This is a genomic window from Saccharopolyspora sp. NPDC002376 (genome assembly GCF_053593195.1).
In genome coordinates, this window is the sequence record NZ_JBSFBZ010000070.1 from 22,239 (window position 1) to 35,181 (window position 12,943).

Genomic DNA, 12,943 nt, shown 5'->3' on the forward strand with positions numbered 1-12,943 from the left:
GGCGGGACGCGGAGCGGTTCCAAAAGGCCTCCAACAGCTGTGTCACGGAGTGAGCGCGTCGAGCAAGGTAGCTGCCACCCGCTCTTCGGATACGGTCGTGCCCTTGCGCGTTAGGTGTTCGGCGAGTTCGCCGTCCCAGGGTACTGGGGTGATCCGGCCCGCGGGCGGGCCATCGGCGACTGCGGCCAGGTAGTCGCCGCTGCTCATCCGCCACGGTTGTGCGCCAGTCCGGGCGACGACGTGTGCGGCGATGCGCAACCCCTCGCCGTCGAAATCTCCGTGGTAGTGCAGTTGGGAACCGGCCGAAGCGAGTTTGCGGAGGAACAGGATTCCAGCGCTGCTCGGCCAACCCGAGGTGACAACGATGGGCGGGCAGCCGGTGCCGAACCTCTTGAGCGCGAGGGCGAGCATGCTCGGGTTCTCGAAAACCCAAACGTGCTCCGGCGCAGCGGTCCAATCGCTTGATCTGATCTGGCCCAGGGTGAGCGCGCATGGCTGGCCGGCGTCCGCGCAGAGCCGAAGGAGCCCTGACGCAACATTGTCACCACCCACGCGTACGCCACCGGTGAGGACCACCGACGACAGCTCGTCGTCGGTGATTCCCGCCTGTTCCCACAGCATCCGCCGCTCGGATGCATCGGCGGGGGAGGGACGGTCGTAGATCGTGGCCAGGGCACGCAGAACAAGACCGGAACACCGGGTCCCGTCGTCAAGAGCATGCGTGTCGCGCAGGGTCCGCTCGGCGAGCACTGGGAGTGGCGTGCCGGGGGCAGGAAGCGCCGCGAGAACGGTCAGAGCCTGTTCGAGCTCAGTCTTGGTCCGTGCGACGGACCCGCCGCTGAGTCCGCCGCGCCGGACTGAAGCGACCCAATCGGCCAGCGCCGGTTGCGCGATGACCACCGGATGGCTTGTCAGCCACGACCACAACTCGTCGCGCTCGGCCGCAACGCGACGCCGATCAGCGGCCTGATCACCTACAGGCCCGACAAGCTCGGTCACTACCTCATGAACACCGACGCCGAGCGAATCCCGCAAAATCTGGTCGAGCACCTCCACCGAGATGGTGATGTGCTCGCCGGGCAGCCGAGCCATCCCGAGCAGATCCGCCACGGCACTGCGCTGCTCGCCATCCAGCGGCCCTACCCGAACCCGCCTGACTGGACGACCAGAGGACAACCGAGCGTGCACCACGCGCCACAACGGCGCGAGCGCCGAAGGCAGCCGAGAACGAAGCTCCACAGTTCGTCGAATGTACCGGCAGCCCAAACGCAGCTCGTACGTTGCTGTTCAAGCATCGTAGCCTCGGCGTGGAGGCTGCCGCTGATACGAGCCAGACCCGCCTTCACCTGCGCCGATGAGTGCCCGCCGTGAGATCCGAACCCACGACCTGACGGGTCATGGGACCACTCCCCCGTCGTCTGCCATCACCTGACATGGCCAGCAACTTTCACAATCGCACATGCCGTGAGCGAAGGTCATTTGTCGACGTTCGACAGCGTTTTGTGCGGGTAAAGTATGGAGATGATCTTGAGGGGACGGTGGTGTTGCCGCCCTCTCCAGCCGCTACCGCCCATGGTGGCCGAACCCTGAACCCGCGGATTCTGAGGCGACGTTGCCCGTTGTCTCCGATTGCTTCCGATCACCCCAGATAACCTGCAATGATCGCAGGTGCAAATGCCCGTTGTCGGTCGTCATTTACGATCATCTGGGGTTGTTTTGTGGGGGTAACGTGTGGGCGCGCTCGACCATCCAGCTGGAGACCGCGGACCGCCCTCGAATACGGAACCTTCTGATGGCTGGTCCGTGATCATCGACGCTTGTCGTCGTCTGGTTGCACCTGCCCTCACCTGCATCGACGTCGAATGAGCGGGTCTCGACGGTTGCCACCCCTTGACGCCGGTTGAGGTCCATAAGTGGCAATAAAGTGGCATCTCGGGGTGGCGACACGACTGTGGATCTCCACCCCGAGGTGTTGCAGCGGCTCAAAGAAGCTACTTGGTACGCCGTCTCCGCCAGTGCCATCCGAGTTGGACCAGAACCGCCGGGACCAGGACTCCCCATCCGATCCAGGTGAACGCGGGCCCGACAAGAACGTCGGGAAACCTCTGCCCCATGTCCTTCCCCAGGAACAAGAAGAACACACCCAGACCACAGCCCACGAGTAGCGGAATCGAGAGCGCCGGACTCATCCGACTCACCCCAGGAGACTCGGCCGTCGAAGACGGCTGGTCCGAACGCCGGTTGTGCCAATACCACTCACGTAGGAAGAAGATCACCACGAGAACGAGCGCAAAGCCGAAGCCGATCAGCTGCACGCCGAACGAACCATCCGGCATCGCCATCCCCACGCCCAGACCGAGGAACAGGAGATATCCGCCGAGGCAGGCGAAGGCGATACCCGCGAGCGCCCAGGACAGACTCGGCTTGCCACCCGGATCCGGATGCTTCTCGTCATCCAACGAAGTCATCCCTTCCGCCAGAAGACAATTCGCTGCCGCCGACGGACTTCGCCCCGGATGCGGCTTCGACGCGCTTTTCCCACTCGGCAGCGAGAACAAGCAGGCCGATTGAGATCACCGCAGCGCAGGTCAGCGTCAACCAAAGCAATCGCAACACCCAACCTAGATGTTCCGCAGTCGCTGGCTGATCGATGCGACAGCCTCGTCCCGCGCGGACGAGTCTTGCGTGAAGATCGTTGTCGTGCGGGTCGGCGCCACCATCAGCACCAGCGGTCGGCGTGTCCGGAACCTGATCTTGAGACGTGGGGGGTTGTCGGCGAAGGCTGCAACCTTGTCGATCTCGCGTAGTGGGAACCTTTGAGTCCGCCCGAGTCCAAGTAACGGCGTGAAGATTACTAAGTCTGTGGTTAGCGTCAGCGTGCCACCCACTATCGAGAGGCGACCAAACAGCGAGTTTGCGGCCGAGAACGGCAAGGCAGCAACCCACTCATCATTTCTCCCAGGTTCGAGCACGGTTGAAGCCTAGACCAGAACCTCGTCGTATCCTCCGAAACTCCGCGATCACCCTGCACCGCAGGGCCGGAGCCACCCGCATCCAAACCGCCCTCCGCGCCAGCACCCGCAGAATCCTCCCCGTTCTCACGGTCGCCACCACCACGAGCCGAAGCCGGTGTGGGTGTGATCGTCGACAAAGGCCGATGATCACCGCAGGCTGCTTCGACGTCACGAGACGACTGTCAGCTCCGTAGAGCGGATCAGTCGAAGCGCTCGTCGAGGAATACGCCAGTATGGTTCGCGACGCACCCACGCCGACTAATCAGCAAACGATCGTCACATGACAGAGCCCGTGCGGAGATCCGCATCGCCGGGCGGATGCCCTGCGTAGTTGGCAGGTCAGGGCATGGAGTTCGCCGTCCTGGAACGTTGGATGGCAGGTCAGTTCGCGGTGGGTGTCAAACCGCCGGTGAAGTCGAATTCCCCGTCTTCGGCTCCGGCGAGGAAGGCAGACCATTCGCCTTCGTCGAAGCGCAGCTCAACTGCGGCATGAAGCGAGCTCACGAGAGTGTCCGTGCCAATCTTGGTGATGGTGGCGACCTCGTTATTGCTCGATAAGCCGTTGCATGCCTCGCGAACGAACGCCGCCCACACGGCAATCGGGAAGGTGATGGTGCCAGCATCGGGGTGTTTGCTGTGTCGGATGGCCACGCCGTCGGCTGTTGGGGCGACCTCGACGCACTTTTCGCCGTTGCTGCTGCGGGTGGAGGTTCGCCAGTCGAGGTTGTCGAGGGTGGTCATTTCAGTCCTCCGAACTCGTGCCTAGGGTGGCGATGCGCGCGGCGATCGCTTCAGCAGATTTGGCCACTGACAGTGCAGCTGCACACAGCCGATCTACGGACAGATTGTAGGCCGAGACCTGATCTTGGTCTTGGACGTAGATCGCGCCCGTGGGGTACTCGATGTAGCCGATGCTCTGGGCTTCTTCGAAGTCCAGCAGGAGGAACTCTCCGTCAAGCCCGTCGTGGACAGCCACGCTGACCGGCATGACGTACAGCTCGACGTTGTCGCGCTGCATCAGCTCTAGCAGGTGCTCCAGCTGGCCTCGCATGACCTCGGGACTACCCACGATGCGATCGAGGACGTACTCCTCGATGACGGCGCGGAACCGCAACGGGCTGGTGTCGTCGGTGAGCCGCTGCCGTGCCATGCGGGCGCGGACGACTTGCGGCGCGTCCATCGGTGGGACTCGGAGGTTGCCTTGTAGCAAAGCCGCTGCGTAGTCGGGAGTTTGGAGTTGGCCGGGCAGGAGCAATGATCCGTAGGTGGACTCGGTGGTGGCGAGTCCTTCCAGGCCGACGAAGGTCTTGAACCAGTTGGGCAGGACGTCGCCGAATGGCGCCCACCAGGTGCTTTGATCGGCCCGTGCAGCGAGTGACGACATGCGGTCGACATGTTCTACGTCCGCGCCGTAGGCCCGGAGCAAGGCCGTGACCTCGTCGGGTTTCTGTTGTGTCTTGCCCGTTTCCAGGTAATTGATCTTCGCCTGGCTGCAGTCCAGCACCTTGCCCGCCTCGGCCTGCTTGAAGCCGGCGCGCTCGCGTGCCGCGCGCAGGTCGTGGCCGATCAGAAAACGCAGCGCCGATGGATCTGAGCGGTGATCGACCACTGGTGTCCCTCCGTATCTCGACCGAGTCGCACACAGTGTTGCATCGAGCGTCAGCCGCCCCTGCGGATCCACCCGGACGATGTATGGATCTCTGTATATATACAAGATAGCTTGCAAGGGTGGTGATCGGGACGCAGTTAACGTGCCGCGAGGACGCCTTCACCGGCGCCCATGCGGTGATCGCAACCCCGGCGGCCAGCGCTTTGGCGGAACCGGGCGGGTTTACCCGACCTGCCACGACTCCGCTGAGGCCATCAACCAGCGCGAATCTTCGCGGACCGAAGCGGGGAGGAAATCATGGCAATGGCAGCGACACGGACGGTGCATGGGGTGCCAAGGTCGGATCAGCAGGAGGGCGGCCACCCGCTGGATGCACTCGTTCCCGACCCCACGGGCATGCGCCCGCTGTGCGACGAGGTGCGGTTCGGGGCGATCTTGGAATGCATCGTCGCTGACGAGGCGCCTCGGCTGTTCGCCATCGTGCAGGAGTACGGCGAGCGGGTCGATGGCCGAATCGCCGCCTGGGGGTTGGCTTTCGCCGATCACGCGGAGGTCATCGCTGTCGGCGGCGGGCTGAGGATGAGCATGGCGGCGCCAGAGAGTGCGCTTCGCGGGTTCACCTTCGGCAGCCGTATTCGCGCACGTCTAGTGTGGTTCAACCCTGACGCAGCGACAGACGGCACCTGAGCGGTCGCGCGGCGCCGTCGGGTTGATGTTCTGCACGGGCCGCCATCAGGTGACATTCACTGGGCTCTTTCTGGGCATTGTGCTCCATGGCTGGCATGCCCAGAAAAAGCCCAGCAAGAAGCGTGATCTCGTTGAGCCACAGTGGGAAACCATCGCTGTTGCTAGCCCCAACAGCGTCCTGGCCAATGCGCTGGTGCGCTGTTCGAGATCACCCAGCTCACCATCCGCCTACGCGGCGACAGCAACCAAGCCGCCATCTCGATCAAACTCCCCGCCGACGAACTACCCCAGATGCCAACACGGCGGAACGGATCAACGAAACCATGATCACTGCACAAGAAACGCCTGCTCAAGCAGACGCGGATTGTGTAGATGCTGTACGTGCCCCCGGTGAGATTCGAACTCACACTGTATGGATTTTGAGTCGGCAAGAGCTTCTGGCTCTGGTGTAGCCCCAGGGTAAACGGGATGAATCGGTGGCGAAAACGTCGCCCCCAGAGGCGTCATCGACCGCAGTGCGCACCCGGACTTGCACCCAGAGGCGGCTGGTCGACGCGAGCAGCCGAGGCTATTTTCGTTGGTCGTCAGTCCGGTTCGGGAAAGGTGGCTGCTGAAACATGTTGCGGTGTCGCCGGATGGCCTGGCCGCAACCTGATTAGCGTGCCCGAACCTCCAACCTTCTGATCTAACTTTTCGGCGCTCTCATTGCGCCAGCGCTCAGGGAAGACGGGACTCTTGTGTGACTTGGGGCGGATGTCAACGCACGGCTTTCACGACCTCCGCATTATCCGTCACCGTGACCGTGCTTCGAGTGCCCGTGCGGCTTCGGTGGCGGACCGGGCGCGAAGGGTGGCCGATCGGGCGCGAAGGGCGGCGGGCCGGGCGCGGGGGGCGGTGGAGGAGGAGGAGCGGCTGGCGGGGGTGGTGGCGGTGGGTAGAACTGTCCGATCGGTTCCGCGCTGGTGAAGGGCTGGACGGGCTTGCCGGTGAGGTAGGCGTTCATGAATTGTTGCCAGATGTGTCCGGGAAGGCCACCGCCGAAGACGGGGGTGCCGTTGGCGTCCCGCACCGGTAGCACCGGGTTCTGCGCGTCTCCCGCGCTCATCGACACAGCGGTGGACATCTGCGGGGTGTAGCCCACCGTCCAGGCCTTCTCGTTGTCGACGCTGTCACCGTTGCCGTACTGGTGAGTCCCGGTTTTCGCGGCCACCGGCCTTCCGTCCAGCGGCAGATGGGAGTGGTCGGCGACCTGGAGCAAGGACTCCGTCACGTTCGCGGCCAGGTTCCGGTTGCGGTGCGGATCGTTCGGATCGAATGCGGGCCGCGGTTGCGGTACGAAATCCTGCACGATCTCGCCGCTGCTGTTGTCCACGATCTTCTGGACGAACCGGGGCTGGTTGCGCATCCCATCGTTGGCGAAGGTCGCGTAAGCGCTGGCCATGTCGGTGGTGCGCACCGGGTACATGCCCAGTGCGATGCCGGCGCTGGTCGTGCCGTCGGCGTTCTGCAGGGTCGGCTTGCCGTTGATCTCGCGAGGAATGCCCGCCTGGTGTGCGGCGTCGGCGACCTTGGCCGTCCCGAACTGCACGCCCATGTCCACGAACACCGTGTTGACCGATTTGGTCATCGCCTCGCGGACGCTGCAGTGCGGTGGGTCGTCGCAGCTGACACCCGGGTTGTTGGCGAACGTCGTCCCCGCGATCTCGCGTGGCGACGAGCCGTCGTAGAGCTCACCCAGACCTCGGTTCTGCTCCAGACCTGCCAGCGCCACGAACGGTTTGAACGCGGAACCCGCCTGCTGCTGCGCGTTGGCGTAGTCGAACGCGCCCGCGTCCGTGCCGCCACCGCCGTAATAGGCACGGATCGCGCCCGTGTTCGGTTCCGTAGCGACCAGCGCCGGGTGCAGGTTGCTCGGCTGGCCCTGCATCACCGTGCTGACCGCGTCCTCGGCAGCCTTCTGCGCCCGAGGATCGATGTTGGTGACGACGGTGTAGCCGTGCTGCTCCAGGCTCTGCTGGCTGTAGCCCTCCCGATCCAGCTCGGCGAGCACCTGCTCACGGATCTGGTACTGCGTGCCCGTGGCGTTCTGGTTCGTCCGGTCCGCACCGTTCTGCGTCGTCGGGAACCGCATCGCCGCGCGCTGCTCCGCCGTGACGAACTCGTGGCGCTCCATCTGGTCGGCGACATAGGTCCACCGGTGCTGGGCCTGCGCGGGGTTGATGCGCGGGTCGTTGTTGGACGGCTGTTGCACCATCCCCGCCAGCACCGCCGCCTCAGAGGCGCCCAGGTCCTTCGGTTCCTTGTGGAAGTACACCTCCGCGGCGGCATGGATGCCGTACGCGCCTCGGCCGTAGTACGCGGTGTTCAAGTACGCCTTGAGGATCTCGTTTTTGGACTGCTGCTGGCTCATCTTGAACGCCAGCACGATTTCCTTGAACTTCCGCGTGTAGGTGTGCTCGTCGTTCCCGGTGGACAGCTTGATGTACTGCTGGGTCAACGTCGAACCGCCACCGCTGTCATCACCGGTGAGCTGACCCCACGCCGCCCGGAAGATCCCGGTCATGTCGAAACCGGGGTTCTGGTAGAAGGTCGGATCCTCCGCCGCCAGCGTGGCATCCCGCATCGGACGGGACACCTCGCGTGTCACATCCCCGATCATCGTCCGATTGCCCGAGGCGGGAACGATCCGGGTCAGCTCCGAATTGTCCGCATACTTGATCAGGACCGTCTGCCCGGTGGCTCGGGCGAGCGACTCCGGGCTCTCCACATCCCACGAGGCGTACCCGATACCGAACGCGATCAGGAACGCGCAGACGGACGTCGTGATCAACCCGATGACCGCCAGGAACGCACCCAGCAACCACTGCCTGGCATTCCGGCGTCCTCCCCGCGGGTCGCCAGGCCCCGGCCTGCCCGGCGGAGGCGCGTAACCACCAGTCCAACCACGGGCGGGTCGACCCAACCGCTGCGTGGGCGCGTCTGCTGGACCTGGACTCCTGTGCTGCCCAGTCGGGCCGCCGTGCGGTCCAGTCCAATCGTCGCGCTTGTTGTTCACGAAGAGGCCTCCAGACGTGGCGCGGCGGGGCTCCACTGCCATGCGTTCGAAGCACTCTGCCATCCAAAGCGGGAATTGTGGCGTGGGTGTGATGTTCGAGACCGACCACCCGGGAAGGAGCTCGACCGGTTGCGATCAGCTCCCTACCGCGAGTGGTTGGGAGTCCTTTGGGGACTACTGACCAGAGTCCCATCGCCACTGGGAGAAACCAACGAGCACTAGTTCATCCACAGTGGACTAATTGGTGAAGGTCACCGCTGCGGTCGAGCCCAGGCCGGCAGATCTGGCCTACTAGGAGGTCGCGGACTCGGTTGGTGACTCGGTCGCGGTGTTCGCGGAGGAGGGCGACAGTTTCGGAGTTGATTGCGATGCGTCGGTTTTGTTGGGTTTTGGTGTCTTTTCCTTGGCTGTGGAACCAGTTTCGGCGTAGTTCGACGAGTTCGCTTCGGCGCATGCTGGTGGCCACGGCGAGCCAGACAAAGGTGCCCAGTCGTCGTCCATTCGGAACGCTTCCTCGGATAAGCAAGCGGCCTCGGCCGGGGTGGGTGGATCTGGCGCGGGGCGCTTCTGGCGGGGTTTGCGTGCGACGCATGCGGGGTTGAAGCTGATCCAGTCCCAGCGCTCGGCGGCGTCGAGCGTGCCGCTGATGACGGCGTGGATCTCCCGGACGGTTGATGCGGCCATCGGCTTGCACTTATGAGGACGGCACTTCTCCGCCACGCAGGCGTGTGGCTGTTCCGTCCTGTGCTTCTCGATGAAGGCCTTCGAGCATCCGCGCGGAAATCTTGTTCGCGGCGGTCTCGGAGAGCGCGGGCTTGATCGTGCGGTCGATGTAGCCCTGGTAGGTGTGCCGGGTGCTGTCTTCGATCTCGCTGGTGCGCATCCATTCGGACAGCGCGTAGGACGGGCTCACCGCCGATGGTGCGGAGCGCTGGCCGTAGGCCTGGGTCAGGAGCTTGTTGAGGGTCTTCTCGCCGCGTTCGTGCGCGGCTTTGCCGGTGCCGTTGACGGTCTCGCGGAGATAGGTGCGGCGACCGGTTGCGGGGCCGTTGCCCGCGAAGACGACGACGAGGAGCGCCTTGGCGCGCTCCTCGATGAGGCCGCGTTGGCAGTCCCGTCCCGGAAACAAGTCATGGCTTTGAGCATGCTCATGCGCAAAGCCGCACCTGCAGATCAAATCATGATCTACACATTCAGCTATAAAGCCTGGTCAGGCGTGGTGCCCCCGGTGAGATTCGAACTCACACTGGACGGATTTTGAGTCGGCTCCACGTAGTGGCTCTGGTGAACTACCGGGGCAAACCGGGAGGATCGATGGCGAAAGCGTCGCTCCAGCGGCACCGTCCGCTTTGGTTCGCACCCAGATTCGCACCCGGTTGCCCCGCTCGAACCCATCGACGCCGAGCTGCCGTTCCTGTTCCTCGACGGCTCACACCTCGACCGTTGGCGCGGGAACGCACTTGGGAAACTCGGCGAGTCGGAAGCGATCGAAAACTCCCCGACGTGTTGCCGCGCATGTCCGACATGTTCGCGCGTGCGTGAACTAGCCTGCTCGTCGATCTCGCGCACGCGTTCACGGCCGCCGGAGACAGAGACGCCGCGCTGGACCACGCTCGGCAAGCGCGGTGTCTGGCGTCCCGCATCAAGGCAGATCGGCAGTTACTGCGTCTTGGTAGGCTGGTCGTGCCCAGCAGCGGTGCCGCCTGATGCGAGGCAGTCCAGCAGCGCGACCAATAATGTCGGCGCCAAGCAGTTTCTGCCGCTCCGTCGCCTCCAGGACGCGCGACATCGGAATCCACTCGTCGCGTCCGGCGTTCTCGGGTCTTGGTCGGGTCGCCGATGTGCTTAGCACTGTGCCACAGGTACACGTCGACCGAGGCCCTCACCTGCCGACGACAACGGATCAAAGCTTACCAGGCGGCCCTCGCAGAGCGGTTCCCAGCTGCTTTCCTCTGCGGCCTCACGGGCGGCAATCTCTGCTGAGTAGTAGCCGCCGTCGTCCAGGCTCATAACCTCACAGCTCGGCGGAGAACGGGTGTAGTCACAGCATCAACTTCCGATCCTTCTCGTCGACGATCAAGGCGATGGCGATGCGTGCTAGGTGCACAACGTGCTGCACCTAGCGCGCATCGCTCGGTGGCTCGACGTCAGCCAGCCCCAACCAACCGGCCACGTGGGGTGGCACAATCCTAGAAACCGAACTCGCTTCGTAGTGGTAACGGGATTCCTATAGAAGGATCGACCAGACGGCGCGCGGTAGCCCATCGTCCACGGGTTCTGTCACAAAACGAATTCTCCTTCCTGACAGATTGACGTCCTCGCCGCGCTCGGTGAGGCCATCGATGTGAGCTGCGGGCACAAACACGCCGTCCGGATATTTTGGATGCGAAATGAACCCGTACGTCTTTTGCCACGACGATATCCGACCAACAAGTCCATCCTCCGGATCTCGTTCCAGAGAAACTGGATTTGAAATAGTGTCTCTCAAGTCAGAGCAAAGTGACGCGACGGACGGATGAGTGGTCTTATTGTGGTATAGTTTTCCAAGGTGAGAAGAGATTCGACTCCAAGATTTGGTCTTTTCAAAAATTGATATGTGATTCTGAATTAGATGCAGTATATCAAGGCATTCTCGGGACAATTTTGAGGCATCAACGCCAGTTGACGTGACAGCTCTAATAAATGTGGAAGCGCTTTCGAGTACGCTGTTTGCCAGGCGCACATCGCTCGTGCCAGCTGAAATTTCGCGCGCACCGTTGGAAAATCCTGTGTACGCATGACCGGCTGAGCGTACTGGTTGGTGCTCGTCCTCCCGGAGGTAATCTGCCCAGCGGCGCCAAGAATCAACAAGCGAAGTGAGTGTGATTAAGCGGAATTTTCCTTTAGACTGCTCAAGTGCCCACAAGATCAACTCTTGGCCTTGTTCGAATTTTCGAAGCCAAACGAGAAGATTTCCGAGGTTCTGCGCAGTCTCGGGATGTTGGAAAAATTCGTGCGATTCTCGTGCGTATTCGATTGCTTCCTCGGGGGCGTGTTCTTTTTTTGCGAGGTGGCCAGAAAAGAAGTGTGAAACGATAGCACGCGATTGTCCGTCAGTGCATTTCTGGAGCGCTTCCTTGTAGAGTCCTCTGGCGTTGCTTATGTGTCCGTGCGTCGAAAGAGTAAAGGCCTCAACGCGGTATACCTCCCAGAATTCCGGATTCAGCTCGCGGGCACGATTGATGTGTTCCATTGCGCGATCGAGCGATTCTTTTCGATACGCAAGGAGCGCTAGCCGAAGATAGTGCGCTGCGGGCTTGTCGTGTTCGTTGCGTATTCGTACCACATTGGGAGAAAGGAATCTTGCTTCTTCGTCAGAGCGCCTCCTTTCTTCGGAGCGGCGAAAATCTTGCTCTCTCTTGAGTATTTGCTTTGTTGCGGCCGATTCCGGTGGGCTTACCCTGCGAAGATACTGATCGGCAGATTCGGTTAAACGGAAGCGGGAGACCAGTTGATTTTCGCGGTCGGACTCGCTTGCTACCAGCGATCCGCTCTGGAGGTCGTGGATGGCTGAACGAAGTGCGTCAACTCGAAGCTCAGTAAGAACGGCTAGTTCGTCAAATGTGACACTCCGATTGAGAGCCGAAAGGGTTTTCAGAATCTCCCTTGACTGCGGAGCCATTCCGTCGTATACGGACCGTACGCAGAAGTCGAGCAACTCTTCTTGGTTTGAAAGCGCCAGATTTGGCTGCTGCCCAGATTCAATCGCAAGAATATACCAACGAATTCGAAGCGGGCTGTTCATCAGCTGCGCTACCGCATGGTCAACTGTCTGCTTGTTCCACTTGGCAATGTCGGTTAGACCTCGCCAACCAGCGAAGTCGCGAAGTAGTCTACTTGCGTGTTTGTCAGCGAGTGGATTTATATGAACTCGACGCTCTACTTGTCCAATGCCGATTCTGCTAGTGAACAGGTAATTGACGCTATCCGGTAAAGTCTCGTAAAGTTCAATCACATCGTCGCCGCTCACGGTTTCCAAGTTATCGATTATGAGAAGTGTTTCGATCCCTTCTAGAGCTTCTGCCAGTTCGGCAATTTCGCCCGAGAATTCCAGGTCAAAAGTTTGGCCGATGATGTTGGCGGCGTGTGTCAGATCGCGGACGGCTCCTGTAATCTGTTGAACTTCGGTGCCGCTGAGTCGTTCGGTTTTCAGAGACACCCAGAGGATGCACTCGTAGGGAGAGTCAGGATCATCGAGGATGTTGTACGCAACTTCGAGCGCGAGCGCGGTCTTTCCGATTCCGCCTTCTCCGACTACTGTGAGGATGGAATCGCCGCGTCGACGACGAATTAATCGTTTGGCTAATTCTTTTACCTCCGAATCTCGGCCGATCAGCCCGGTGTCCTCATAGTCAACTAGTGGGAGATTATGCAGAATTTTGTCTGACGAGCGCTTTTGGAGTTCAAGTGGAGGCTGCCAGCTTGAATCAAAATCGATGCGCCTTAAAGGTTGTCCCGTAATCGTGGGTCTGGTCGGGTAGTGGATCATGGGCTGGTGCAGGTGATCGGGGTTGACCAGCCGGCGTGGATACCGACGTT

9 protein-coding genes and 1 tRNA gene are annotated in these 12,943 nt (G+C 61.8%); 1 reads left to right on the forward strand and 9 read right to left on the reverse strand.

Going from position 1 to position 12,943, the window contains the following annotated elements:
• Positions 1-42 precede the first annotated feature (42 nt).
• From ACWCO2_RS32205 to ACWCO2_RS32220, 4 genes are all read right to left on the reverse strand, one after another.
• The gene (locus tag ACWCO2_RS32205; RefSeq protein WP_450131562.1) at positions 43-1,239 is read right to left on the reverse strand and encodes a TIGR02679 family protein; all 1,197 of its coding nucleotides are present in this window, start codon (positions 1,237-1,239) and stop codon (positions 43-45) included.
• A gap of 752 nt (positions 1,240-1,991) precedes the next feature.
• Complete coding sequence (locus ACWCO2_RS32210; protein WP_450131563.1) at positions 1,992-2,459, reverse strand: hypothetical protein; 468 nt, start codon at positions 2,457-2,459, stop codon at positions 1,992-1,994.
• 936 nt (positions 2,460-3,395) lie between these two features.
• Positions 3,396-3,755, reverse strand: coding sequence for a DUF397 domain-containing protein (locus tag ACWCO2_RS32215; RefSeq protein WP_450131564.1), 360 nt, complete (start codon positions 3,753-3,755; stop codon positions 3,396-3,398).
• Position 3,756: 1 nt separating this feature from the next.
• Positions 3,757-4,623: a helix-turn-helix domain-containing protein gene (locus ACWCO2_RS32220; protein ID WP_450131565.1), complete on the reverse strand. Its 867-nt coding sequence runs from the start codon at positions 4,621-4,623 to the stop codon at positions 3,757-3,759.
• Positions 4,624-4,920: 297 nt separating this feature from the next.
• Here ACWCO2_RS32220 and ACWCO2_RS32225 point away from each other — a divergent pair, with 297 nt between their 5' ends.
• Positions 4,921-5,310 carry a hypothetical protein gene (locus tag ACWCO2_RS32225; RefSeq protein WP_450131566.1) on the forward strand — a complete coding sequence of 130 codons (390 nt, stop codon included), beginning with the start codon at positions 4,921-4,923 and terminating at the stop codon, positions 5,308-5,310.
• A 784-nt stretch (positions 5,311-6,094) separates the two neighbouring features.
• On the opposite strand, the gene ACWCO2_RS32230 is transcribed toward ACWCO2_RS32225, so the two are convergent.
• The 5 genes from ACWCO2_RS32230 to ACWCO2_RS32250 all read right to left on the reverse strand — a co-directional run.
• On the reverse strand, positions 6,095-8,170 hold the full coding sequence (locus ACWCO2_RS32230) for a transglycosylase domain-containing protein (RefSeq protein WP_450131567.1): 2,076 nt from the start codon (positions 8,168-8,170) through the stop codon (positions 6,095-6,097).
• 486 nt (positions 8,171-8,656) lie between these two features.
• A complete protein-coding gene (locus ACWCO2_RS32235; RefSeq protein WP_450131568.1) occupies positions 8,657-9,049 on the reverse strand; it encodes a hypothetical protein in 393 nt (130 codons plus the stop codon).
• Between the two features lie 10 nt (positions 9,050-9,059).
• On the reverse strand, positions 9,060-9,494 hold the full coding sequence (locus ACWCO2_RS32240; RefSeq protein ID WP_450131569.1) for a hypothetical protein: 435 nt from the start codon (positions 9,492-9,494) through the stop codon (positions 9,060-9,062).
• A gap of 88 nt (positions 9,495-9,582) precedes the next feature.
• Positions 9,583-9,664 (reverse strand) — tRNA-Leu (locus ACWCO2_RS32245).
• 928 nt (positions 9,665-10,592) lie between these two features.
• A partial coding sequence (locus tag ACWCO2_RS32250; RefSeq protein ID WP_450131570.1) for an NB-ARC domain-containing protein occupies positions 10,593-12,943 on the reverse strand: 2,351 nt, incomplete at its 5' end.